Genomic DNA, 24437 nt, shown 5'->3' with positions numbered 1-24437 from the left:
GAATTACATTACTAAGTCACTAAGAAAAGGAGACGCCTTGTAAACAATCGTGCTATAATATAGAGACGTAACAACTGTTAATGTAGTGTAACATTATAACGTATGAGCTGCATATATTAAGTTAATGCTGAAAGGAGAGATATGCAGAAATGAGTGTGAATGATATGCCGAAGGAAAAACTTTTTGTAAGGAAGATACATCAGCAAGGAAATAGCTTATCTGTTGGAATTCCCGCAGAAATTGTAGAGGATCTAAAAATCAAAAAAGGACAGGAATTTGAAGCGGTATATGTGGAAGGTTCGGATGAAATCATATTCAGAAAGAAAAAAGAAAAACGTTTACCTGACGGAATTGACTTAGAATTCCTAGATATTCTCGGAGGGGTATTAGATGACTATGACGAAGCGATTAAAAATCTGAAGGACCGTTAATTTTAAAATGGTGGAGCTTAGGGGGATTTGCGGAAGTGTCAGCACAATATCTAACAGGAAAACAAATACTAGCCATTCATTACACCACCATGAACAGGCATAATGATTTAGAACAAGCAGGTATTAAATATCAAGATAGATTTGAGTCTATGTTAGAGAGGCCTAAATCAGATTACTTTGGGGTAGAGTTATATCCTACAGTTTTAGAAAAAGGCTGCTGCTATTACCATTCAATAGCAAAAGACCATATTTTTCATAATGGAAACAAAAGAACAGCGCTTGTTACGTTTATTACGTATCTCCGTTTAAATGGAATGAGTTTAACATTCGATAATGATGAGGTTGAAAATTTCACGGTATACCTAGCCGAAGATGATAAGTTTAAAACGAATGATTGTATTAATCATTTGGTTAAAGAGCTAAAGCCTTATATCATCCAATAAAAAGTTCCAACTATTTTCGAATGTGTTCCCAACCTGTGTTTACCTTGTCACTTTTTCGTACCAACACCCACTCATCACCCACTCCTTAATTCACATATATGTTATTTATAAAATATATGCATATGTTAATGTCGTTATATGAATACATTCATTCTGAAATATTTTGTTTGTGGTTTAATGCTATTACTTCAACGTCCTCCGTATATGTTGAATGTTGACATGTACGAGGGATAATTATGAGAAGCATTATAACGGTTGATCATATAAAAATAAGATTATGAAACCTCAGGCATTTGAAAATTTGGTGGAAGGCATCGTGTGAATATGTTAAAAGAAATCATTAAAGATATGTGTATCTAGGAAGTATTGCAAGGGTTGCCAAGGTGGTAAATGAGATGGGTTTTCGGCTTAGCGATTTACCATTCAAGCCATAAGATGTATTCAGCATTATCAAAAGTAGAAAGACTAGTGAGTTACATAAAGTAATCCGAACCGGTTATCTAAAAAAACAGGATATTAACGAGATTTCTTTTTACGAAAAGTTACCGACAGAAATATTAGCAGGATTTTATTATTACATACAAAAAAATATAGACAATGGTATTCTATCCAATTTTTAGAAGATAATAAGAAAGAATTTAATGATAAGACTATATATTGGTTAAACCCTTCGGAAGATGAGATATCAATAGAATGGAAAGGTAATGATTCTATAGTCATCAATGGAACAACAATTAATATTACAGATGAAGATACCTACTTTAATTGGAAAAAAGATGATAGTCTTTGATTTTCAATCTGCTAATTAACTAATCATTTCTGATTAATTTCTAGGTAAAAGGCTTTGCCGTTTAGACAAAAAGATGGCTGTAGGGGATCGGAGTAGAACTTTAATAAGAATGTTTACAGTTATCTCAATAAGATAATTTTATGTTCTTGGATAAAATAATCAGAATTTATTAATCATTGAAATTAATATAAAATGATGAGGAAGAATAGATTTGATAAATTTACGAATTGAAAGGAAGGGTATAAGTGTCTTTTATTATTAAAGCAATTCACCATATTCAACTGGCTGCTCCTAAAGGTAGTGAAGATACTGCAAGAAGCTTTTTCCGGGATGTTTTAGGTTTTAATGAAATGGAAAAACCAGAAGAATTAAAGAAACGTGGTGGAGTATGGTTTGGGTTTGGGGATTATCAATTACATATAGGAATAGAAGAACCGTTTTCTCCAGCCAAAAAGGCGCATCCTGCATTTGAAGTAGAAAATATAGAGGAATTAAAAAAACATTTGATAACAAATGGCGTTATTCCTACTGAAGACGATAAATTTACTGGAGCTAAAAGATTATATATTTCAGACCCATTTGGTAATCGTATGGAATTTTTAGAGTGGCTTAAAGAATAAACTCCGATATTAGCAATGGTTATATAAAGAAAGGCGAGCTACGTATATGCATTTTCCTCAACTAATAAGGTTGGTACAATAGATATAGGGAACCACAGGTTTTGATTATATCAAACATTAATATTATAGGAGTTGTCAAAATGAAAAAATATATCATATTTACGACTAGCTTTTTGCTTCTATTTTCCTTATTCCAGCTTTTCAGTGGATTGTTTCTAACGTTGACATATATTCCGGATATAGCAGGAGTTTGGCATTCGAATACTAATTTAACGCAAGAAGTTGTTTTTGGTGAAAATTTCTTTTCCTTATTCTCTACATTCATTTTTGCTATTCTTTCTGCTATAATTTCCTATTTCGCCTCGAATAAATTTGCCAAAAACAATAAAAGGACCGATTAATTTTTTTCAAATCTCTTTTCCCCGTTACAGTATACGGGGGCTCCCCTGTTGAAAATCACCTATTATAAAGGATATTAATTCCATTTAAAATACTGTTCATTCTGTATGAAGTCGTCTACAATGGAAGTATTAACGAACAAGGAGGCAATTTAACATGAAAAACATGATAAATCAAACCGTACAAACATATAAGGGTGGAACACTTTCTTAAATTGTAAGCGGTGTACCCCCTTATATGTGTTTATTTAAATAACACAAAAAGGGGTAACTCATGCAATTTCCAATAAAGAAATTTATCTCCTATTACAAACCGTACTTAGCGTTATTTATTTCGATATTGACGTGCGCATTTATCGTATCCACAGTGACTTTAGCGTTTCCTTTGCTCGTTAGGCATATTACGAAAGATGTGCTGGCGGGGGATTTGTCCACTGCGCTAAGTGAGGTCTACTGGATTGGCGGACTAATGCTGGTTTTAGTCGCAATTCAAAATATCGGGAATTATTTTGTAGACTACAAAGGTCACGAAATCGGTGCTCGTATGGAAACTGATATGCGTAGCGAGCTGTTTGCACACATGCAAAAACTTTCATTTAGCTTTTACGATAAGGAAAAGACGGGCATGCTCATGTCCCGAATAACGAACGATCTGCTACTGCTTTCAGAGCTGTACCATCATGGTCCGGAAGACTACATCAAATATCTCGTCCGTTTTATTGGAGCATTTGTCATTTTGTTCTTTATTAATGCACCGTTAACGATCGCTGTGTTCTGCTTTTTACCTGTCTTAGGTGTCTTTGCCTTGTATTTTAACAAAATCTTGAACAAGGCTTTAAGAAGAAACAAAGAGCGGATTGCGGACATAAATGCACAGATTGAGGATAGCCTATCGGGAATCCGAGTAGTAAAATCATTTACCAACGAACATGTAGAGATCGAGAAGTTTAACCAGGAAAATAATCGTTTCCTCAATAGTCGGAAAAAAACGTATAAGGCTGAAGCGTACTTTTATAATGGCGCTGAGACGTTCATTCAACTAATTACGATCACTGTGGTTATCTTTGGTAGCGCTAGTATCGTCAATAGCACGTTAGATTTAGCGGATTTAATTACTTTTTTACTGTATATTAACTTTATGATTGAGCCAATTCAAAAACTAACTCATATGAGCACACAGTTCCAAGAAGGAATCACTGGCTTCCAGCGATTTATGGAAATCATGAATCTGAAGCCGACCATCGAAAACAAACTGAATGCCATGGTCTTGCTGGAGGTACACGGTGAAATTGAGTTCAGGCAAGTTACCTTCCGTTACGAAGGCCATTTGGATAATGTCTTCGTAAACATGTCTCTTCACATACAACCGGGAGAATACATTGCGTTAGTCGGTCCGTCTGGTGCGGGAAAAACTACATTATGCTCACTCATCTCTCGTTTTTATGATGTAACAGAGGGGGATGTGTTACTAGACGGGATCAATGTTCGTGATATCGATTTGCAGTCATTAAGAAAAGCAATAGGGATTGTGCAGCAGGATGTCTACCTTTTTGTGGGCACGGTGATGGAAAATATCCATTACGGAAATCCAGCAGCAAGTGAAGAAGAAATTATCGCCGCAGCTAAGCATGCGAATGCCCATAACTTTATCATGAGCCTGCCAAACGGCTATCACTCTGAGATCGGGCAAAGAGGTGTCAAACTTTCTGGTGGTCAAAAACAACGCCTAAGTATCGCCCGTGTATTCTTAAAGAATCCACCAGTTCTCATTTTAGATGAGGCAACAAGCGCATTAGATAATGAGAGTGAAAGTATCGTCAAGGAATCCCTAGAATTGTTAGCAAAAGGGCGTACAACTATTGTCATTGCCCATCGTCTTTCCACTATCCGCAATGCTGAACGAATTATTGTATTAACGGAAGACGGTATTGTGGAACAAGGTACGCACGATACGTTACTTGCACGCAATGGAGCGTTTGCACACCTGTATTCCAAGCAGTTTGAATTCCAAGTATAAGCTCTGATTGATTTGCAAGGTTTAATAAAAGCTGATATAATTTTATAGCAATCGATAACATATCTTGCAAATATAATCGATAGGTGGAATTGTTTGTGTCAGAAAATGTAAATTTTAAAGTGCTATTGTATTATCAATACGTCACAATCGAAGATCCGGAACTATTTGCAAATGAACATTTAAAATTTTGTAAAGAGCTTGGATTAAGAGGACGTATTCTTGTTGCGACTGAAGGGATAAACGGAACAGTATCGGGATCACAAGAACAGACAGATCATTATATGGAAATGATGCATAACGATCCACGTTTTGCTGATATGCCATTTAAAATAGATGATGCTGATAAACATGCGTTTAAAAAAATGCATGTCCGTCCTCGTTCAGAGCTTGTAACTTTAAGACTTGAAGACGACATTAATCCAAAAGTAGTGACAGGGAAACATTTAAGCCCGAAAGAGTTTTATCATGCGATGCAAGAAGAAGATACGGTAGTATTGGATGCAAGAAATGATTATGAATTTGATATTGGCCATTTCAGAGGAGCGGTTCGTCCGGAAATTGCCACATTCCGCGATTTACCTGAATGGGTAAGAGAAAACAAGCATAAATTTGAAGGGAAGAAAATTTTAACGTATTGCACTGGTGGCATTCGTTGCGAAAAATTTTCTGGATGGCTGCTTGAAGAAGGCTTCGAAGATGTTTCACAGCTTCATGGTGGAATAGTCACATATGGTAAAGATCCTGAGGTGCAAGGTGACTTATGGGATGGTCAATGCTATGTTTTTGATGAAAGAATTGCTGTACCTGTAAACCAAAAAGAGCATGTTATTGTTGGCCATGATTATTTCGATGGAGAACCGTGTGAACGATATATTAACTGCGCGAATCCTGAATGTAATAAACAATTTTTAAGTTCTGAAGTGAATGAACATAAATATATGAGAAGCTGTACAGATGAATGCCGAGTTCATCCAAGAAATCTATATATTAAAGAGCATGAACTAACAGAAGAAGAGGTTCAAGCCAGACTACAATTACTTGAAAAAGAACCGGTTGTAAATTGATTTATCCCTAGTATCCAACCTGATGGATGCTAGGGATTTTATTTTTCAAGCAATGGTCACTTTAAACAGCATATTTTATTACATTTTAAAGTTATATATTGAAATTCAATCCATACATGCGATAATAACAAGTAATGGTAAAGACAGAAAAGAGGGGAATTATGAAAAAAGGTGAAAAATGGTTTAAATTTGGTTTAGCCATTATTATGATCTTTTTGATTATTTGGCTTGGTACTAAAGTGAGTTTTATTTTTACACCGCTAGTTATTATTTTTCAAACTTTATTTCCACCGATTATTTTAGCTGGTGTTCTATATTACTTAATGAGACCAGTCGTAAATTTAATTGCAAAAAAAATACCGCGTACCTTAGCAATACTGATTACTTTTATTGCAATTGGTGGAGTCATAACAGGCCTAGTGTTTTTAGTTGGTCCTAAATTACAAACTCAATTTGATACCTTAATTAAGAACTTTCCAAGCTATGCTCACGTTCTACAGGAAAAAGCGACGAATTTATCACAAAACGATTGGTTTTTACGCCTTCAAAATGATTACTTTTCCATTGAAAAATTAACATCACAATTTGAGAAAAATGCACAGAGTTTGATTCAAAATATTGGATCAACCATAGCTGGAACCGTAGGATTTATTGCTAATATAGTAATGGTACTTCTCTTAATTCCATTTGTTTTATTTTTTATGTTAAAGGATGGAAAACAAGCTCCGAAATTTTTAATGAAAATCCTACCGAAAAAACACCAAAAAGAAGCGGAGAATGTATTGGAGGAAATGGATGATGCATTAAGTTCCTACATACAGGGCCAATTAATTGTAAGTTTTTGTGTAGGCGTGCTCGCATATATTGGGTATTTAATTATTGGGCTCGAATATTCGCTTGTGCTTGGCGTTCTAGCAATGGTAACAAATGTTATTCCTTTTGTCGGTCCTTGGATTGGTACTTTTCCAGCGTTAATAGTCGGTTTATTTACATCACCATTACAAGCGTTATTAGTTGTGCTGGTGGCTGTTGTTGCCCAGCAAACAGAAAGCAATTTTATTTCACCATTCGTCATGGGGAAAGCATTAAATATGCATCCACTGACCATTATCTTTGTTTTACTTGTAGCGGGTCAGTTTGGTGGATTATTGGGATTAATCTTAGCTGTACCTACATATGCATTACTGAAGGTCATTGTAAGTCACCTATATCGTTATCTTCGACTCGAATAAATAATCTGCTTTTGCAGGTTATTTTTTTTGTAAAATTTTTCAACTTATAATATCGTCCATCTTTCATAAAATAGAAACGTTGTAAAATAACTTAAAACGAATGGAGAGATGGATGATGACAGTAATTAGTGATATTAAACAAACCGTTTCCGGATTAAAAAGTGCACAAGCAAGCTTGGAGGGTTTTTCACTTTCTACTGATAATGAGCAAGCAAAGCAGTTATATAAGCTGGCTGCTGATCAAACACAAACCATCATCAATTCGTTGGAACCTAGGGTACAACAAGTAATTCAAGAAGAGCCGCAATATAATCAATGATTTATTGTTAAGGAACAGGGTGTATCGTCACTCTGTTCTTTTTCAACAAAGGAGATGAATAAATGACTATTATCGCTAATATAAAAGCTTCACATGCAAATGCTAAAGGCATACAAGCGGAATTTTCACATCTTGCCCAAGTTGCCGCAGATGAAGATGCGAGAGCCATCTTTCATGAATGTATGTTAGATGTAGAAAAGGTAGTTCAAAATTTACATTTAAGGATAGAGTATATGAAAGCAGAGGAACTGCAATATAGAAATTCTTGAAAGGTAGGCAAGAAATAATGAATCTTCCTGATTGGCTAGTTATTATTATCAGGTCCTCCACTTTAGTAATTGTTTTATTTCTACTTATGAAATTGCTTGGAAAAAAACAATTATCCCATTTGTCATTCTTTGAATATGTAGCGGGAATTACAATCGGTAGTATTGCTGCTGAAATGTCTACCGGTCTTGAACATAGCTTTGCACATGGCTTATATAGTTTGATCGTTTGGACTGCTATACCATTTATTGCCGGTTTCATCGGTTTAAAGAGTAAAAAGGCAAGAAACTTTATTGAGGGTACGTCAACGATTGTAATTCAAAATGGTAAGATTCATGAAGAGAATTTAGCGAAAGAACAATATACTGTAGATGAATTAATGCAATTGTTGAGGAAAAAAAATGCTTTTCAGGTAACGGATGTTGAGTTTGCTTTATTAGAAGCAGATGGTGAATTAAATGTATTACTCAAAAAAGAAAAACAACCCTTAACGCCAAAAGATATTCAAATGGAAGTCGCTCCTGAAAAAGCACCACAAGCGGTGATCCTAGAAGGTGAAATAGTGGATGCAGCACTTGCTGCTGGGGGACATACGCGAGCTTGGCTGGAAGTAGAGCTAGAAAAACTAAACGTCGCACTTGATAACGTTTATATTGGTCAGGTTGATTCGTATGGAGCATTAACAGTTGATACTTACGATGATGAAATAAGTATTCCAACTGCAACTCCAAGAAAGAAATTATTAAATGCCCTAAAAAAATGTCAATCAGATATGGAAGCTTTTGAGCTACAAACCGATGTAGAAGAAGCCAAAGTAATGTATAAGAAAAACGCGGAGATACTTGAAAAAGTGATAAATAAATCGGAACACTTACTTGCCAATGAATAGAAAGCCTACTTAAAACCCTAGAAGCAAGAGAATGCTTTAGGGTTTTAAGTAGGCCTATATGCGCTTAATGGGGGCTCGCACGATGCGAGTCACAACGGTGTTGCCACACGACGTGGCATTCCTTAGCTGTTGTTCCTTTATTGTCTAGCTCAGGGTGCACAGCGGCCCCGCTTTTCTTTGTTATGCGTACATTTCTTCTACTTGTTTTTGCAATTGTGCATCTTCTAGGTATTCATCGTAATTCATTGATTTATCAATGATTCCTTTTGGTGTTAGATCAATGATGCGATTAGAAATCGTTTGAATAAACTGATGGTCATGTGATGCGAACATCAAAGAGCCTTTAAAGCTAATGAGTCCGTCATTAAGTGCTGTAATCGATTCTAAGTCTAGATGGTTTGTAGGCTCATCTAACAAAAGGACGTTAGCTCCACTTAACATCATTTTTGAAAGCATACATCTGACTTTTTCGCCTCCAGATAAGACAGAAGCTTTTTTCAATACTTCCTCACCAGAAAATAACATTCTACCTAAGAAACCGCGTAGGAAGCTTTCACTATCATCTTGTGGAGAGAATTGACGTAGCCAATCAACAAGATTTAATTCACTGCCTTCAAAAAATTCGGAGTTATCTTTAGGGAAATACGCTTGAGAAGTAGTGATGCCCCATTTAAAGGAGCCTTCATCTGGTTCCATTTCCCCAGTTAAAATTTTAAATAACGTAGTTTTTGCAATTTCATTTTTACCGACGAGAGCAATCTTATCATCCTTATTCATAATAAAGCTAATGTTATCAAGTACTTTAACACCGTCTATCGTCTTAGTTAGTCCCTCTATTCTTAGTAGATCATTCCCAATTTCTCTTTCTGGGCTAAATCCAACGAAAGGGTAGCGACGAGATGATGGTTGAATATCATCTAATGTAATCTTATCAAGTGACTTTTTCCGAGATGTAGCTTGCTTAGATTTGGAAGCATTCGCACTAAAGCGCGCAATGAAAGCCTGCAATTCTTTTATTTTTTCTTCTTTCTTTTTGTTAGCATCTGAAGCCATACGCTGTGCTAATTGACTTGATTCATACCAGAAATCATAATTTCCAGCATATACTTGAATTTTCGCGAAATCGAGGTCAGCAATATGTGTACAAACTTTATTCAAGAAATAACGGTCATGTGATACAACGATAACCGTATTGTCAAAATTGATAAGAAACTCTTCCAACCATTGAATCGCTTTTAAATCAAGATGGTTTGTAGGCTCATCAAGTAGTAGGACATCAGGTTTACCGAATAGAGCCTGTGCAAGTAATACTTTGATTTTATCAGAACCAGAAAGTTCAGCCATTTTCTTATCATGTAAAGTTTCATCGATTCCTAGGCCTTTTAGTAAAATGGCTGCTTCAGACTCTGCTTCCCAACCATTAATTTCTGCAAATTCGCCTTCTAGTTCAGCAGCACGCATTCCGTCTTCCTCAGAAAAGTCTGCTTTCATATAGATTGCATCTTTTTCCTGCATTATTTCATATAGGCGAGTATGACCCATAACAACCACTTTTAACACTTCTTCTTCCTCATATTGAAAGTGATCTTGTTTTAATACAGCAAGGCGCTCGCCAGGTGTCATAGAAACAGTACCTGTTTGAGCTTCGAGTTCTCCTGATAATATCTTTAGAAAGGTAGACTTGCCGGCACCATTTGCACCAATCAAGCCATAGCAATTTCCGTGAGTAAATTTAATATTTATATCTTCGAATAATTTACGCTCACCAAAGCGTAGACCAACATTATTAACAGTAATCAACTTAAACACATCCTCCAATATAACGTTATCCAAAGTATTATAGCATGTTTCCGAAATCCTTAATACCATTAAGTTTTACACGGGTGTTTTAAAAACCGCCCCCAGAAGTGCCCCCAACTTCCTTTAGACTGTCACTAAATGCATTGACGCTTTCTAATTCTAATGCTTCGAAAGAATGTCCGTAAACATCGTAAATCATCTGAGGTGTGTTTCCTAAACGATCGGCAATAGTCCTAACTGGTATTCTCTTACTAATTAAAATTGTTGCGTGTGTATGCCTCAATCCATGAGGAGTAATAACCGTAAAGTCCGGATTCTTCTTAAGAATTCGTCTAAATCGCGTATTGATATTGTTGTGATACAATGGGGCACCTTTTGTACTAATAAAAATAAAATCCTCTTTTTTCAAGTGGTCCCCAAATGATAGCTTAACTTTCTTAGACCACAATTTGTAACTTTCCAATTGTACTAATACCAATTGATCTACATGGATCGTTCGATAACTCCTTTTTGTTTTCGGTGAACGTACGCCATGTTGGTCTCTTGTGCAATTCACTGTGATCGTTTTATTTTTGAAATTGATGTCATTCCAAGTAAGTCCTAAAGCTTCACCTTTTCTGAATCCAGTGTAAGCTAACAAAAGTGTTAAAGTGTAAATAGTTATACGTTCATACTTTTTTGTATACGAAAGAAACTCACTTAACTCATCAGGAGTGAGAAAGTTATTTTCTGGTTCATCTTGGTCAATTTTTATTTTTTTGAACCGATTTCGTGAAATTATTTCATTATCAATAGCTGCATTAACAGCAATTTTAAAAAGCCGATGATATTCTGCGACTGTGCTTGGTTTAAAGCTTTTCAAAGTCTTATTAATGAAGACTCGTCTGTATGTCGCGTTATCCAAATCTGCTAGCTTATATTTACCGAGCAACGGTTTTAAATGTAGAGTAATGACTCTTTTACGATGCATTCTAGTTGGTATTTCCCATTCATTTTGATTAGTTTCGTACCAAATATCTAGCCACTCAGATATTAATATACCGGAATATTCAACTTGCTTTACAAGTCCATTTGCGGTGTCAGTTTTTATTTTTAATAACTCTCTATATGCATCGGCTTCTTTTTCAAAGTTTTGTTTGGATTTTTCTCTACGATATCCTAGATCATCATAATACCTATGACGGTACATCCATTTTTTCTGCTTTTGAGCATTATAGTAATAGTACAACTCCGGATCTTTTTTAGTTTTATATAGTTTCATAGTTATATTTCCCTTTCGTTGCGTGGACAGACGCTCACTGGGGGATAGTTACTATAGCTCGGCATCACCTCCTTTATAGTTTAAAAGACTATTAATTAAGCAAGAAACAGCTTATTAAACTCCTTTATATCTTCTTTTTCTTGAGTCCATGGTTTCAATATCCCTGTTTTTAAGAATGTACTCTCAGCTCCGCACTTTGTGCAATGTCTTAGATTACCGGGGAGTGGATCAGGACAAGGCCTGTAACGATCATCATTCCAACCATCCAGTTCAATTGAACATAGGTTTATAATAAAGGTTCCACATTGTCCACAATGTTCCCCTTCTATATGGGTTTCTTCGTTTTCACACACTGGACATTCTAACGCTTTGCCGTTTTCATTTACATTTATACCTACATAAATCATATCTATATCTTCTCCTTTATAGATGTTATGAAAGTCGTTGCTGCCACAAATTCCACAATGTTCGGCGTTTCTTATATAAGAGAACCCGCTACAATTTCTACAGGTTTTCCCCAATTGTACTTTACTAATAAATTTATTAATGTACTTTGCTATTTTTATAGGTGTATTAAATCGAAAGCCCTTTTTATAACTGTCCTCGATGTATTTTAAAGTGTTCGAGGCTGCTGTGAATGATACTCCGAAAAAATCCATTATTTTTTTATGGTCGTTCATTTTGGCCTCAACTATTATCGGAGGAGGAGATAAAAAGAATCGAGCAAAAAAATTAGCCTCTACTTCCTGAACATCATATTCCGCATCAACCATTTCATTTCTAGCTAAGCTAGATTTACTTGACTCTTTATGATGACCTAAAAGATAATGTCCGTACTCATGGGCTAGAGTCCAATATACGCGCTCTTTATGTCCTATTGCATCATTGTAAGCTATAAAATATTTGCCCCTATTTCCGGAATAATGAATCACCCCATCCTCGGAAGAGTTGACTGCAATAATCTCTTCTATAGTACATCCTCTCTTTTTAGCCATCTCACTGTAAGAAATTATCTTTATATCATCATATGATTCTAGTATTGTAAGAATATCGATAGGGAAATCACTGATCCTATGATATTCCAAAGCGTCATATGCGGCCCTTTTGGCTTTGTCGTAATTTGGTTTAGTCCTCATCATCGAATAAATCCTCAAAAGTCGCTTCGAGTATTTTTATTGCCTTCTTTCTCTGTTCTGGAGTCATATCTTTTGCCGCCCTATGTAGGGTTCTTATGTCTGGATCTGTTTCGGCTTCACCCTCTCCAGTTAAAATATACTCAACAGATGTATTGAACTTTTCTGCTAATTTTGTAGCGTATTTACTTTCCAACTCAACGCGGTCGTTTTCAATGTGACCTAAATTAGAGCGCCCAATGCCGAGGAATTCAGCCATTTGTAGTTGCGTTAAATTATGTTTTAATCTTAATTTTTTTACACGTTGTCCTATGGACATTTCTAGTACCTCCAGTATAATTATAAAAAAATGGCATAATGGTATTAAAAATACTTGACGGTATTTAAAATACCGTTTATACTGAGGTTACAACTTAAGCAAGTGAGGTGAGACTCATGAAAAGAACAGCCTTGTCCAATGCACGTAAGCAGAAGGGTTACAGCCAAACTGCTTTCGCGGAAAAGCTTGATATATCCACTGAACATGTGAGAAGTATGGAGTATGGTCGCGCAAACCCTAGTACTTCTTTAATGTTCAAGATATGTAGTGAATTGGATTCAACTCCGGATATCCTTTTCAAAGACTTAATGAAGTAACATTTTTTATTTCGTATTCCTAATACCCTTATGTACATTTTAAGTCCTAAACGTGGTATTGTCAATACCATTTTGTTTTTTATCTTTTAGGGTATTTAAAATACCGGAACTAAATAAAGGAGGAATTAAAGCGGATCAATTAATACCAACAACCGAAACCTAAAACGACAATTCATTTGTAAGTGGTCGTGTTTTTTCTTAAGTGTCTGGAAGTGAAAATAGCGTAATAGGATTGTTCCCTAGAATGTTCGATTATGGAACGCGAAGAAATGAATTCAACTAAAGAGAGGTGAGAGCTAATTGTCAATCGCAAAAATAAACGTTGATATCAACCAGAATGAAATCAAAAAGTATATCCATGAAAAGTTGGATGAAGCTCTGAATCAAACTCTATTTACCTGGGACATTGAACAAATGGTCAAGCGAACATGCATGAGTAAGTCGTTTCTAGAGAATGAATTTTTACACGATCCTCGGATGAAGTTAATCGAAAGGCGGAAAGAGAAAGGAAAGCGGTATTGGTTTTATGAAGCTAGTTTAGGTGTAATGCAAGAAATCATGGACGAGTGGTAAAAAATATGCGTGGACAGACGCTCAATAGGAAAGTTTTGAAGGAGGGATAGTTATGTTTGCAAAAGTAGCAGAAGACATGAGAGAAAGTAGCGATCGACTAGATGGATATTTAACTGGACGTTTGATCGTCGAAGGTAACAAGGTCCATTTAGTGTCAGATGTTATAGACAAAACGGTTTATACCGAATTAACAGTATCTGATCACATAGAGATTCGAAATTAGGAGGGACAACATAAAGTCTCGATTGAACGGATATTAAACACAAATGTTGTAGGTACAGACTGGCCTTTTTTTTGCAGGTATGTATGCAAAGGTGAAACGAAGGAATCGAAATGGGGATTACTGAGACATTCATGTTGATACTTATATCATTTGGTCTTGGGTGCTTATTCGCAACAGCCTTGAAGGAGGATGAAGAATGAATAGTATAACAATTAAAGGTATTACTGAAGTTTGTGGAATTTCAGTTCCAAACATTGCTGGTGGTTTTGGAGAGAGTAAGAAATCGATGCTTGTTCAGCATATTGCAGAAATTCATGAAAAGGAATTGATGTTCGTTAATCAAAATATCAATCGCAACCGAAAAAGGTTCAAAGATGGAATTGACATACTCGATTTAGCCGGAACTGATTCCGTTATCACTTTGAGCAATAACGGAATATTAACTCAAAATGCGATTAATAGAGCTAAAAATATTTATCTACTTTCCGAAAGAGGCTACGCAAAACTATTAAAAGTTTTCGATGACGATCTTGCTTGGGATAAATACGATGAACTTCTTGATGGATACTTCAAAATGCGAGATGAACAACCTAAAACGCAAGCTGAAATAATTGCAGCGATTGCACAATTCAACGTAAAACAAGAGCAACGACTCGGAGTGGTCGAGGGACGTATTAACTCACTGGAAGACACGATGCGGATCGACGGGGCGCAGGAACATAGAATTAATAAAAACGGCAGAGGTAAAGTTGTTAAGTGTTTAGGCGGTAAGGAATCAAAGGCGTATCAAGAAATAAGTAAGAAAGTTTTTTCTCAATTTTGGAACGAGTTCAAGCGACACTTTGAGATTCCTAGATACGGAGAATTACCGAAACTTCGATTTGATGAATCACTTCATTTTATTGAAGAATGGTCGCCAGATACGAGCACTCGTCTTGAAATTAGAACTTTGAACAGACAGCAGCACTTACAACTTTTAGAACAGGATGGTGGAATCAATGGCTAAGTTAAAAGTGATTGAGGGGATTAGGAAGGAAAAGCTGAATTATCGCTCGTTGTATTCAAATGCATTCATAAACACACTCAAAAGTATTACGGACAAATGGGAGGATTTCAAAAATCTAGATTTGGATATTCGTAAAAAGTTAGTTTTGTACGGTGTGAAAAAAATTAATGCAACAAACATTGATTCGATGGATTATGGATTATTAGTCAGTACATTCAGCATCATTTCATCGATAAACGCGGTTATGAGTACTTTAACACCACGTCAATTGCAAGTGGTTTTCCCAATAGCCAAAGAGTATGACGGTGAGAAATACGGGTTGAAGGATTACTTTTTTACTAGAAAGTACATCGAAGAATTTGGCGAAGACAGAGTAATCGGTGAAGAAATGTCGAGGTTCCATTGGGATTATCATAATTGGGAACTAACCAGATTTTCTTCTAAAACAATGTGCGTAATGAGTGCCATCCGTCGAGCAGAAGGTGGTAAGGGGGTCATGGAAGAGTTTTTCGAAGACCAAGGTGTTACTACTTACACGGTGACTAAGGATGACAAGGGTGATAAATATCTAACGAACAATGACACCGGGGAAGTAGAGAAGGTGACAAAGCCGCGCCCAAAGTATTTAAAAGTATTGAAATAAAAAAAAGCCCATTGCGCCAACAATGGACTACCGTAAATATAAGTTACCGAAAGTATAACACGCTTCTAAGAATTAATAAACAGGAAGTGAAAAATTATGAACGTGAAATGGATTAAATTAAGCACTCAAATGTTTGAAGACGAGAAGATCCGTCTGATTGAAAATATGCCGGAAGCTGACACTATATTAGTGTGTTGGTTCAAATTGTTCCTTATGTCTTCAAAGGATGGAAGCTTTAAAGTGAAAAACTTTGCTAATAATACTCATTCAACTGAAGAGTTGCTTTCGGTTTTATTGAAAAAAGACATCCAGTTTATTTGGAGGATGATTTCAGCGCTTACTGAAGTAGGTGTAATGAAAATAGATGGTGACACTATAGAAATTAATCGGTTTTGGCGTACTAATCAAGAGTTGCGCAATTCACCGGAATATAAGCTATGGAGAGCCGACGTTTTTGAAAGAGATAAATATACCTGTCAAATGTGTAACCAAGTAGGCGGATCGCTTAACGCCCATCACATCAAGTCGTTTGCCTGTTACGAAGAATTAAGGTTTGAAGTTAGTAACGGACAGACGTTATGCGAACCTTGCCATAGGAAAGTTCATAAAAAGGGTGAAAAGAATGGCTAAATTCAGAATGGTTTATACGGAGTTTTGGAACGATCCGCGAGTTGTTGAGGAAATGACACCGGAAGATAAATACTTCTTCCTGTACTTGTTAACTAATTCCAATGCAACTCAGATCGGCATCTATCAAATTACTAAAAAACAAATGGCTTTTGATACTGGTTACTCAATGGAGAGTATTAATTCTTTACTAGATCGGTTTATTAAACATCATAAAATTGTAGTTTATAACCCTGGAACAAGAGAGATAGCAATTAGAAATTGGGGCAAATACAACTTGAATCGTGGTGGTAAACCGATGATTGATTGTGTTCTTTCTGAACTAAAAGAAGTGAAGGATGAAGATTTGATAAGTTACGTAGGTGAACAGGTAGAACATAGTGGTATCAAGGAGTTGTACGATACGTTCACGATACGTGGACAAGAAGAAGATAAAGAAGAAGATAAAGAAGAAGAAGAAGAAAAAGATAAAGAAGAAAGAGAAGTAATACCTTATGTCGAGATAATAAATTATCTCAACGATGTGGCTTCTACTAAATATCGTTCTTCAACTAGAAAAACGAAAGACCTAATAAAAGCACGTTGGAATGAAGGATTTGAGCTACATGATTTTAAAAGCGTAATAGATACCAAGACGGCCGAGTGGATTAAGGATGAGAAAATGAACAAATTCCTAAGGCCCGAAACACTGTTTGGTACAAAGTTTGAATCCTACCTTAATCAGAAAGGTGGTTCTATAAGTGGAAAAAATAACGATGCCGCAAAATTGGCTAAAGAAAATGGCATTCCATTCTGAAGTTTGTGAAAAACACACTTATATAAAAGATGGGCAAGAAGTCATTAAGCCAATACAGATGATGATTGTTAACAGTGAGGTGCTATGTCCACGTTGTGAAGCTGAAAAGACAGAACAGCAATTACAAGCATCGATACAGAGTGATTATGACAAAGCTAATGAACAACGGAAATATAACACTCTTTATAAGCGCAGTATCATTCAGGACAATACGCTAATAAAAGCTACTCTTGAAAACTATGAAGCTAAAGCAAAAGAAGAGATAGCTAACAAACATACTGTTTTAGAAGCTATTGATCGAATGAGAAGTGGACAAGTTTTTAATGTGGTGCTTCAAGGTAATCAAGGGGCAGGGAAAAGTCATTTAGCTTATGCAATGCTGCAAGAACTGAATGGACAAGATACCTCATGTTTATTTGTAAACGTGGAAAGTATGCTTCGGTTAATTAAAGATACGTTCAACAATAAAGAAAGCAAATATACGGAAAATTACTTTGTGGAATTAATGTCAGAGGTTGATTACCTGACACTGGATGATATTGGAGCTGAAACAGGAGCGATCGGCACGGATAAAACTGCTACAGACTTCGTTCAACGTGTGCTGTATGCAATCACGACAACAAGACAGGATAAATCAACATTTATCACTACCAATCTATCAAGTGAAACGTTATTTAAAATGTACGACAAAAAACTTGTATCTAGAATGTTCAGAAATCCGAAGTTTGTTGTATTCAGAGAAACCAAGGATAAGAGAATGAACAATATTCCATTTTGAGAGGGTGGTAAAAATGAAGGAAAAAGAGATTGATATGAATTCAATTGAATACCGCGTTGCAAAAGCAATTTATAACTTTTCAAAACATTTCGGAATTGATATACCAACGACCACTGATCTTGGTGAATGGTGGAGAGTTTCGCTTAAACAAATGCATAAAGAAGACGTCTATTCACTTTATGAGGAATTTGTTATTAACTCCACTCCAATGTATGAACCTATGAAAATGGAATTAATAGCCCGAAAACATGAGTTGGAAGCAGAAAGGATTGAAAGCTATGAGTAAGCTTGTGCTCTGTAAATCAGATAGTTGGGCTACACATGAGGATGCGATTGTTATGTATGCAGGAAAAATGATGTTCGATATTTGTGAAAAGTTAGAAGTTAGCTTGCAGCCGGATTCGACCTTCCTTGAAGTTTGGTCGACAGTGTTTGAACGATTCTCAACTGAAAAGCTTAACAAGATGTGTACGGTTTTTGAGGGAAATGACTCTTCGTTCTTAAGTGAAATGAAGAATGTTCTCCTTAATGAATTACACACGAGAGGACAGGCCTTGAAGCAGAAGGGGCTTCAATAGATAACCATAGCAAATTTGAAAAGGTGGGTCAGATGGAAAAGGTCATCAATGGGGAGGTCCACACACGGGATTCGATAGTGACAAAACACAAAGGACTGGTCCATAAGGAATGTCATAAATTGAAAAAACAGGCTAAGGGCGTTGGGCAGGATTATGAGGATATTGTTTCTATCGGTTTTATGGGTTTGATAAAAGCGTTCGATTACTTCGATGGGGAAAAATTTCCTGTTCGTTTTTCCACATATGCAGTACCTATGATTCGCGGAGAAATTCAACGTGTCTTAAGAGGAAGTGGTACTGGTGTTAATTATTCACGAGGAATTAAGGAATTAGCTTTTAGCATCCGAGCGAATGGAATGGATGAATTATCCATTGATGCAATATCAACAGAACTTGAGGAGGGTAGAAAAAAAGTCATTCATGCACTGAATTTTTTAAGACATGGAAAGCCGAGTAGTTTAGATCAACCAGTACGTGATTCAGAAGGTGATAGAAACGTCTCAGATCTTATAGGTGAACCGGACGATATTACAAGATTGTTTGTACAGGAATTTCTCGAAGTGTTTGGACGACAGGGAAAGATTCATAGCGAAAGGATTGATGGACGGGCAGACACAAGCAATTATTGCTCAAAAGATCGGTGTAAGCCAAGTCCAAGTGTCGCGAAATATAAAAAGGATACGGCAGAAATACATGGTTTATTCAGGAATACAGCACGCTATAGAACCAAGTGAAGAAAAGACAAAGGAAAAGAGGACTGTAAAGGAAGTGAAGTGGGTGACAAAGGTGAAGGATGCGTCCAGCGCTCAAAACCAATCACTTGTAAAAGTGAAAGTCGTAATTACAGAAGAAGCAGTCAATGCCATGAGAGCAAAAGGCATGACATATGCTGAAATCGGAAAAGAGTTCGGGGTTAGTCCATCTGCAATAAACTATCATCGTCAAAAGTGGGATGTGGAAAAAGTGCGATCAGGAATGAATGTTACAAAGTCTTTGAAAAGTGAGAGTTCAACAAAGGAGAAGAAAGTTGAAAGTTCAGCTGCAGTATCTAAAATGATTGCTCTTGAAAATGAAGTTAAAGAATTGAGAGAGTCCATGCTTTATAAAGAGGCTGTCATCCAAGAACATCAAAGCGTGATTGATCGTTTGAAAACAGAACGCGATGCAGGGACCAGTCAGCATGTCCCTATAGCTGATCGCTTGCAAAAAGATATAAAGGATGACCATAGGCTGCTTGAACGTGAATCCTCCAGATTGGAAAATCTATTGGGAATGGGTGAATCCGGGTGATGAAAACTTATCCTAAAATGAACGAAGCAATTAAGGATCTTCTGGGTAAGTCAGATGATATTCATAATCAATATGTGGTTGCTAGGATAGTGGATCTAGAAAAGGAAGTTGAACGCCTTCAAATGATAGATCGCTCATATTCAGTATTAAAGAAGGCGTCATGAATTAGTACAATTTCAAATTGTGATTTTATCTAAGGTGGACAAGGTTGTGGGATTATCATTGTTGTTGGGGGTCGATTGCTTGACTGAGTAGTAGGATATCTTCCTGTATTTCAGGTTTTAAGTGATCTGGAGCTTGGTAATATTCATCAATTACTTTTTTGAGCTCTCGCATCAATATTAAAATTTCATCATTGATAGACATTATTGTCACCTCCTGCAAAGGAACTACTTATTTAATAGGATAATATACCTGTGTATAAAGTGCAAGAGGAAATATGTATACAAAAATAGCCAGGATTCCTCCCGGCTAATCAAACTTCGATAACTTGATTATACCATATACAGGAGGGATTCTACTATGAGTCTACAAGATATAGAATTGACTGAGACAAATAGACTAGAGATTGATATAATGGAAATACCAACCAGTTGTGTGATTGTGATTTGTGACGGGAAGGCGAAATTAAGAGAATTGCCGCCACATGGTGAATATAAAATTGTGACGCATCAAGGGAAGGTGAAGCGCATGAGAAGAGAAGAGGGGGAAGAGTTTTGAGAGGCGTTAGAAAAAAGTTCTATGTGAACGAAGAGAATGTGGTAGAAAAGGTAAAGGTCGAAAGGTATATTGGTCAAGAAAAAATCTCGGAGTTTACATTTCGAGTCGGAAGTACCCTAGGGATTCAACCTTTAAATAAGAGAGCGACAAGGAATCGTGGTCGTAGCGTTCAAATTTTAGGGTTCAATCGAAAAGATGAAAAAGATCCGATGAGAGCTAAAGTGAAATATCTTGATACAAACCGAAATGGATTTGTTGAAATTGATGATTTGGACGTTTTAGAATAATAGCTTTTAACAAAATGAAATTTAGAAGGAAGATGGATAGGGAAGGTAGAGGGGGAGAGTTTTGAGAGAGTATATTTCGATTCTTTTTAATGATGCTAGTTTTGTGGGATCTTTGTTCGGGGCTTTACTTTCTGGATTAATAGCAATAATTATTCTAATAATACAAATAAGGAAGCAAGAAAAACGTTTAAAGGATGACATAAATAAAAGTTTTTTAAAGACATTTAGTACTTTCAGCACACATATAAAATTAATTATTGATGAATTGGATAGCTTAATTTCCAACGATACTATTAGAATAAAATTAGCCAATACATTAACTGTTCTTAATCACATCGATGATACTTTAGGTATTATAAAGGATGTTAATGTTGAAACAATACCTTATAAATATTATAGTGACTTTTTAATATTGAAAGAGAGTTTGTTCAATTTATCTTTTGATTATCAAGAGTTAACATTAATTTTAAAAAGTGAAGGAAGCATTAACAAAGATTCAATTGATGATTACTCTAATATTATAGAAGTTAAGAAAAATATCATAAATAGTTATTATAGGATAAGTGCAGAATGTATAAAACTAGATAAAAAATATAAATGATTAGTTTTACTATCCACTTGAGGACACTAAATGACGTATTAAGCATTATTTGTGAGGGAGAGTGAAACGAAATATAAAGGAAGGGGGAAGGTTTTTGAGAGATATAGACAAATTGGTATATAATGCGGTCCTTGGCAGCTTGCTAATAATCATTTTAGCACTCACGATATTTATTATTACGAACAATTTCTCATTTAAACCTTTTCATGATTCATTATTAGGTTTTACAGGTACTCTTGGTGGTGCTTTTTTAGGTGCTTGGTTAGCAGGGAAATATGCAATTAATGCCGCTAATTTAACAATAAAAGAAAATAAATTATGGAATTATGAGGAGTTTAGAAGGTTGCTTCTTACTCATAAGAAAAATTTGGAGAGTGTTTGTCACCATAGTAATTTAATTGCAAAAGGCGACTTAAGACCCGATGATCTTGATTTAACGATTAGAGATATCTCAAACCACGTAAGAGTAATAAGAGAAAATATAGATTTAGAGAGTGTACCGGTTGATTATTATCAAGATGTCAAGATGATAAGAATAGCTGCTCAACAATTGAGCGATAATGCTTTTTTGAAAAACAAGATGTTAGGCGATAAAAAACTTTATGATGAAGAAAATGTTTTGAGGATAAATAAAATATATAAAGCGAAAGTAGACGAATTATTTAATGAATTAAAATTGAATTAATAAGTCCCCCTGGCCATCCAGAGGACAACGATTGATTACAGCATTACGCTGTGTCATTTGTTGTCCTCTTTTTTTATTTCTTATAAAGGAGATGAAGCTATGAATCTATCAACGAAAGCTCAACTAATGCAGATAGACGTTAAACCACAGGCTAAAAAGGCGCAGAAGCGCAAACAGGAGCGTTTAAGCACTTCTGAATGGAAAAATATTATGGGCGCAAACATGAGAGTACACACAAGAGTAGGCGGTCGAGTTAGACAAAAATGAGGAGGGATCATTGATGGATAGAATTTCACAGCTTATCAAGGATTATAACTGGATGAAAAAAGAAATTGCTAGGCTTCAACGAATCATTTACGGATCCACTTCTCCTATGAAATCATGGGGTGTTGCTCAATACGGTGATGAAGCAGCTATGCCAAGAGGAAGTTCTGGTAAGAGTTATGCGGAATTAAGGGATATGGATATTCGAGAAGAGAAGCAGATTCGGAGGTTGGAAGATTATCAAAGAAATGTATATGCACTAGAAACAGCGATTGATGTGCTAGAGGATGAAAGACAGAAAATCATTTATGATTGCCTTCTTGATGAAATGACGTACAGACAAATAGCGCTGCATCTATCCATGTCAAAAGATTTTGTTCAAAAGCAAAAGAATGACATCGTAAGACAGATTAGACAAAGTAGACAGATTACAGCTATTTTGCAATTAGAAAAGGAATGCGGTTAAAATGGAGGGAGGGTCGGTCAGGTTTGGTTTTCTGGTCGAGAACGTTGTTACGTAAATTAGCGCCATCCTTACGGAGGCGTTTTTATATTGGGTAAAAAGTAATGAAAAGAAGGAAAATATCTACTTTTGTCGAATTGTAGATGTAAAAGGAGGGTTTACATGACAGTTTTAAGTAATGATGTATTTAAGAAGAATTTTATTGAATACTTAGAGTATAAAGATCTTAATGAAGTAGCGAGTATAATGAAATCTTGTGATTTCATTCTCACTGATACAGGTCAATTCACTTATAGTATATGGAATCAAACTAGTTTAGAATTAGATATAAGAATTCCGTTACCCCTTATGAAGAAGGTGGAAGAATTTTGGGATGAAGTAGTTAAGTTGAGTAAAGAGTTTTACCCGGATGATAAAGACCATGATTTGCTGAATGTCATTAAAGGGGTAAAAATAATGGATTTTACAGGGGATGAGACTGAAGAAGAGGATTTGTCGGATGTTTCAATGCCTGGGGGGCGAGTTTATCAAAATCTTGTAGCCAAAGTACACAAGCAACATATTGATAGTATAGAAAAGAATTATATTCTAGAAGCTTGTTATTGTGGGCAAAGAGGTTATAGACTAGCCGCAGCCACCATGATCGGATGTGCGGCGGAAAGATTGCTAATTCAACTTTGTGATGCGTATTTATCTTATTTAGAAAATGGTAATGGAAGTGAAAGAGAAATTACAAAATTTAAAGTTGAAGTTGTTGAAGCAAAAAAAGCACATGCAAGACTTGATGGTTTTTTAGGGAAAACGAAAAACTCAGAAGATGTTTTTAAACAAATCGGGTTAGAAAATTCTAATCTTCATTTTTCATTTTTAGATATTATGAGACAAGTTAGAAATGAATCAGGTCATCCTACAGGGATTAAAATTTCAGAGGAAGATCTCAGTACTATTTTCGGAAATTATCAATTACTCATAGACAGAGTACATCCAGTAATAACGAAATTGCCAACATTCAAAGCAAGCAATACTTAAGCAATTATCGTGGTGCTTTTTTATACTAAAAACAAAACCCCATCAAATGATAGGGTTAAACATTTTTCCTCATTCCGCAATTCTTGCATTTTCGAATGAGTTTATTTTCTTGGATGTAACTTGCAAACCCGCCGTGATCACAATTATCGCAACGGCCGCCGTTTATATCGGGATGATTCCTTATATCATAAATTACGTTTAAATCGTACCTTTCTTCTGCTTCGATGATGATCTCTCCTTTAAGTAACTTGCTAATGATAGCACAAGGGTAGAGTTAGGGGAATTAGTGAAAAGAAGGAATTTGGCTCCTTGTGTCGAATTGGTTCGGTGGGAGGGGATGGTTGAATGAGTTTAGAAGAACGGTTGGAAATTGTTCATCAAATGCAAAAGTTGACCGAAAAGCAAATAACAAATCGAGAAAAATCTCTAGAGTTATCAAAACAATTAGAAGAAAACATTTTGGATGATAAGCTAAGATTAGAGATTAAAAAGTTGGAATTAGAAAATATAACTTTGTATAAACGAAATAAAGAATTGATTAGCAAGTTATAGCACCCCTGGCGGTGCTTTTTCT

General features: G+C 35.8%; 37 protein-coding genes. 32 read left to right on the top strand and 5 right to left on the bottom strand.

All coding sequences use genetic code 11. The features are described from left to right. Positions 1–149: 149 nt before the first annotated feature. The 11 genes from MHB53_RS03725 to MHB53_RS03680 all read left to right on the top strand — a co-directional run bounded on the left by MHB53_RS03725 (position 150) and on the right by MHB53_RS03680 (position 8470). On the top strand, positions 150–431 hold the full coding sequence (locus MHB53_RS03725) for an AbrB/MazE/SpoVT family DNA-binding domain-containing protein (protein WP_340915804.1): 282 nt from the start codon (positions 150–152) through the stop codon (positions 429–431). A 35-nt stretch (positions 432–466) separates the two neighbouring features. Continuing rightward, positions 467–874: a type II toxin-antitoxin system death-on-curing family toxin gene (locus tag MHB53_RS03720; RefSeq protein WP_340915803.1), complete on the top strand. Its 408-nt coding sequence runs from the start codon at positions 467–469 to the stop codon at positions 872–874. A gap of 556 nt (positions 875–1430) precedes the next feature. Beyond that, positions 1431–1664, top strand: a complete 234-nt coding sequence (locus MHB53_RS26215) for a DUF5412 family protein (RefSeq protein WP_445661495.1) — start codon at positions 1431–1433, stop codon at positions 1662–1664. A 245-nt stretch (positions 1665–1909) separates the two neighbouring features. Continuing rightward, on the top strand, positions 1910–2284 hold the full coding sequence (locus MHB53_RS03715) for a VOC family protein (protein ID WP_340915801.1): 375 nt from the start codon (positions 1910–1912) through the stop codon (positions 2282–2284). A 140-nt stretch (positions 2285–2424) separates the two neighbouring features. Then, positions 2425–2685 carry a hypothetical protein gene (locus MHB53_RS03710; RefSeq protein WP_340915800.1) on the top strand — a complete coding sequence of 87 codons (261 nt, stop codon included), beginning with the start codon at positions 2425–2427 and terminating at the stop codon, positions 2683–2685. 271 nt (positions 2686–2956) lie between these two features. Next, positions 2957–4699 (top strand): ABC transporter ATP-binding protein, encoded by a 1743-nt coding sequence (locus MHB53_RS03705; protein ID WP_340915799.1) that lies wholly within the window; start codon positions 2957–2959, stop codon positions 4697–4699. Between the two features lie 95 nt (positions 4700–4794). Continuing rightward, entirely contained in the window at positions 4795–5763 is a 969-nt protein-coding gene (trhO, locus tag MHB53_RS03700; protein WP_340915798.1) for an oxygen-dependent tRNA uridine(34) hydroxylase TrhO, read from the top strand. Between the two features lie 161 nt (positions 5764–5924). Continuing rightward, positions 5925–6995, top strand: coding sequence for an AI-2E family transporter (locus MHB53_RS03695; RefSeq protein WP_340915797.1), 1071 nt, complete (start codon positions 5925–5927; stop codon positions 6993–6995). A gap of 115 nt (positions 6996–7110) precedes the next feature. Beyond that, on the top strand, positions 7111–7314 hold the full coding sequence (locus MHB53_RS03690) for a DUF1657 domain-containing protein (RefSeq protein ID WP_340924459.1): 204 nt from the start codon (positions 7111–7113) through the stop codon (positions 7312–7314). A 62-nt stretch (positions 7315–7376) separates the two neighbouring features. Then, a complete protein-coding gene (locus MHB53_RS03685) occupies positions 7377–7583 on the top strand; it encodes a DUF1657 domain-containing protein (RefSeq protein ID WP_340915795.1) in 207 nt (68 codons plus the stop codon). Positions 7584–7597: 14 nt separating this feature from the next. Then, entirely contained in the window at positions 7598–8470 is an 873-nt protein-coding gene (locus MHB53_RS03680) for a DUF421 domain-containing protein (RefSeq protein ID WP_340924456.1), read from the top strand. A 180-nt stretch (positions 8471–8650) separates the two neighbouring features. Here the strand turns inward: MHB53_RS03680 and MHB53_RS03675 are convergent, their stop codons facing one another. The 4 genes from MHB53_RS03675 to MHB53_RS03660 form a co-directional block, all read right to left on the bottom strand. After that, entirely contained in the window at positions 8651–10270 is a 1620-nt protein-coding gene (locus MHB53_RS03675) for an ABC-F family ATP-binding cassette domain-containing protein (protein WP_340915793.1), read from the bottom strand. 88 nt (positions 10271–10358) lie between these two features. Further along, the gene (locus MHB53_RS03670) at positions 10359–11531 is read right to left on the bottom strand and encodes a tyrosine-type recombinase/integrase (RefSeq protein ID WP_340915791.1); all 1173 of its coding nucleotides are present in this window, start codon (positions 11529–11531) and stop codon (positions 10359–10361) included. 95 nt (positions 11532–11626) lie between these two features. Continuing rightward, on the bottom strand, positions 11627–12670 hold the full coding sequence (locus MHB53_RS03665; protein WP_340915790.1) for an ImmA/IrrE family metallo-endopeptidase: 1044 nt from the start codon (positions 12668–12670) through the stop codon (positions 11627–11629). Beyond that, positions 12657–12983, bottom strand: a complete 327-nt coding sequence (locus MHB53_RS03660; RefSeq protein WP_340915789.1) for a helix-turn-helix domain-containing protein — start codon at positions 12981–12983, stop codon at positions 12657–12659. Before MHB53_RS03660 ends, MHB53_RS03665 begins: the two co-directional genes overlap by 14 nt. Positions 12984–13099: 116 nt before the next feature. On the opposite strand from MHB53_RS03660, the gene MHB53_RS03655 reads away from it, so the two are divergent. The 13 genes from MHB53_RS03655 to MHB53_RS03590 all read left to right on the top strand — a co-directional run bounded on the left by MHB53_RS03655 (position 13100) and on the right by MHB53_RS03590 (position 19978). Continuing rightward, on the top strand, positions 13100–13300 hold the full coding sequence (locus MHB53_RS03655) for a helix-turn-helix transcriptional regulator (protein ID WP_340915788.1): 201 nt from the start codon (positions 13100–13102) through the stop codon (positions 13298–13300). Between the two features lie 300 nt (positions 13301–13600). Continuing rightward, a complete protein-coding gene (locus MHB53_RS03650; RefSeq protein ID WP_340915787.1) occupies positions 13601–13873 on the top strand; it encodes a hypothetical protein in 273 nt (90 codons plus the stop codon). Between the two features lie 52 nt (positions 13874–13925). Next, positions 13926–14096, top strand: a complete 171-nt coding sequence (locus MHB53_RS03645) for a hypothetical protein (protein ID WP_340915786.1) — start codon at positions 13926–13928, stop codon at positions 14094–14096. Between the two features lie 196 nt (positions 14097–14292). Continuing rightward, entirely contained in the window at positions 14293–15102 is an 810-nt protein-coding gene (locus MHB53_RS03640) for an ORF6C domain-containing protein (RefSeq protein ID WP_340915785.1), read from the top strand. Beyond that, positions 15095–15745 carry a hypothetical protein gene (locus MHB53_RS03635; RefSeq protein ID WP_340915784.1) on the top strand — a complete coding sequence of 217 codons (651 nt, stop codon included), beginning with the start codon at positions 15095–15097 and terminating at the stop codon, positions 15743–15745. The genes MHB53_RS03640 and MHB53_RS03635 overlap by 8 nt, the downstream gene beginning before the upstream one ends. Before the next feature lie 96 nt (positions 15746–15841). Next, a complete protein-coding gene (locus MHB53_RS26210; protein WP_445661395.1) occupies positions 15842–16375 on the top strand; it encodes a phage replisome organizer N-terminal domain-containing protein in 534 nt (177 codons plus the stop codon). Continuing rightward, a complete protein-coding gene (locus tag MHB53_RS03620) occupies positions 16368–17168 on the top strand; it encodes a conserved phage C-terminal domain-containing protein (RefSeq protein ID WP_340915783.1) in 801 nt (266 codons plus the stop codon). The genes MHB53_RS26210 and MHB53_RS03620 overlap by 8 nt, the downstream gene beginning before the upstream one ends. Continuing rightward, the gene (locus MHB53_RS03615; protein ID WP_340915782.1) at positions 17113–17946 is read left to right on the top strand and encodes an ATP-binding protein; all 834 of its coding nucleotides are present in this window, start codon (positions 17113–17115) and stop codon (positions 17944–17946) included. Before MHB53_RS03620 ends, MHB53_RS03615 begins: the two co-directional genes overlap by 56 nt. Before the next feature lie 13 nt (positions 17947–17959). After that, complete coding sequence (locus tag MHB53_RS03610; RefSeq protein WP_340915781.1) at positions 17960–18232, top strand: hypothetical protein; 273 nt, start codon at positions 17960–17962, stop codon at positions 18230–18232. Further along, a complete protein-coding gene (locus tag MHB53_RS03605) occupies positions 18225–18524 on the top strand; it encodes a hypothetical protein (RefSeq protein WP_340915780.1) in 300 nt (99 codons plus the stop codon). The genes MHB53_RS03610 and MHB53_RS03605 overlap by 8 nt, the downstream gene beginning before the upstream one ends. A gap of 32 nt (positions 18525–18556) precedes the next feature. Then, positions 18557–19258: a sigma-70 family RNA polymerase sigma factor gene (locus tag MHB53_RS03600; protein ID WP_340915779.1), complete on the top strand. Its 702-nt coding sequence runs from the start codon at positions 18557–18559 to the stop codon at positions 19256–19258. A 43-nt stretch (positions 19259–19301) separates the two neighbouring features. Beyond that, positions 19302–19814 carry a hypothetical protein gene (locus MHB53_RS03595; RefSeq protein WP_340915778.1) on the top strand — a complete coding sequence of 171 codons (513 nt, stop codon included), beginning with the start codon at positions 19302–19304 and terminating at the stop codon, positions 19812–19814. Continuing rightward, positions 19814–19978 (top strand): hypothetical protein, encoded by a 165-nt coding sequence (locus MHB53_RS03590; protein ID WP_340915777.1) that lies wholly within the window; start codon positions 19814–19816, stop codon positions 19976–19978. The genes MHB53_RS03595 and MHB53_RS03590 overlap by 1 nt, the downstream gene beginning before the upstream one ends. A 55-nt stretch (positions 19979–20033) precedes the next feature. Here the strand turns inward: MHB53_RS03590 and MHB53_RS03585 are convergent, their stop codons facing one another. After that, positions 20034–20180 (bottom strand): hypothetical protein, encoded by a 147-nt coding sequence (locus tag MHB53_RS03585; RefSeq protein WP_340915776.1) that lies wholly within the window; start codon positions 20178–20180, stop codon positions 20034–20036. A 156-nt stretch (positions 20181–20336) separates the two neighbouring features. On the opposite strand from MHB53_RS03585, the gene MHB53_RS03580 reads away from it, so the two are divergent. The 8 genes from MHB53_RS03580 (at position 20337) to MHB53_RS03545 (ending at position 24415) form a co-directional block, all read left to right on the top strand. Then, entirely contained in the window at positions 20337–20534 is a 198-nt protein-coding gene (locus tag MHB53_RS03580) for an XtrA/YqaO family protein (protein ID WP_340915775.1), read from the top strand. After that, complete coding sequence (locus tag MHB53_RS03575) at positions 20531–20821, top strand: hypothetical protein (RefSeq protein WP_340915774.1); 291 nt, start codon at positions 20531–20533, stop codon at positions 20819–20821. The genes MHB53_RS03580 and MHB53_RS03575 overlap by 4 nt, the downstream gene beginning before the upstream one ends. Positions 20822–20882: 61 nt before the next feature. Beyond that, a complete protein-coding gene (locus tag MHB53_RS03570; RefSeq protein WP_340915773.1) occupies positions 20883–21422 on the top strand; it encodes a hypothetical protein in 540 nt (179 codons plus the stop codon). A gap of 94 nt (positions 21423–21516) precedes the next feature. After that, positions 21517–22107, top strand: a complete 591-nt coding sequence (locus MHB53_RS03565) for a hypothetical protein (protein ID WP_340915772.1) — start codon at positions 21517–21519, stop codon at positions 22105–22107. Positions 22108–22206: 99 nt separating this feature from the next. Continuing rightward, positions 22207–22374 carry a hypothetical protein gene (locus MHB53_RS03560; RefSeq protein ID WP_340915771.1) on the top strand — a complete coding sequence of 56 codons (168 nt, stop codon included), beginning with the start codon at positions 22207–22209 and terminating at the stop codon, positions 22372–22374. 13 nt (positions 22375–22387) lie between these two features. Continuing rightward, entirely contained in the window at positions 22388–22837 is a 450-nt protein-coding gene (locus MHB53_RS03555; RefSeq protein ID WP_340915770.1) for a sigma-70 family RNA polymerase sigma factor, read from the top strand. Positions 22838–22996: 159 nt separating this feature from the next. Beyond that, the gene (locus MHB53_RS03550; RefSeq protein WP_340915769.1) at positions 22997–23863 is read left to right on the top strand and encodes a hypothetical protein; all 867 of its coding nucleotides are present in this window, start codon (positions 22997–22999) and stop codon (positions 23861–23863) included. A 345-nt stretch (positions 23864–24208) separates the two neighbouring features. Further along, positions 24209–24415 carry a hypothetical protein gene (locus MHB53_RS03545; RefSeq protein ID WP_340915768.1) on the top strand — a complete coding sequence of 69 codons (207 nt, stop codon included), beginning with the start codon at positions 24209–24211 and terminating at the stop codon, positions 24413–24415. Positions 24416–24437 lie beyond the last annotated feature (22 nt).

The sequence above is a fragment of the Bacillus sp. FSL K6-3431 genome (genome assembly GCF_038002605.1).
Taxonomy (GTDB): Bacteria; Bacillota; Bacilli; order Bacillales; family Bacillaceae_C; genus Lederbergia.
Note: the sequence above shows the minus strand (reverse complement) of the source record. Positions and strands in the feature narration are given on the sequence as shown.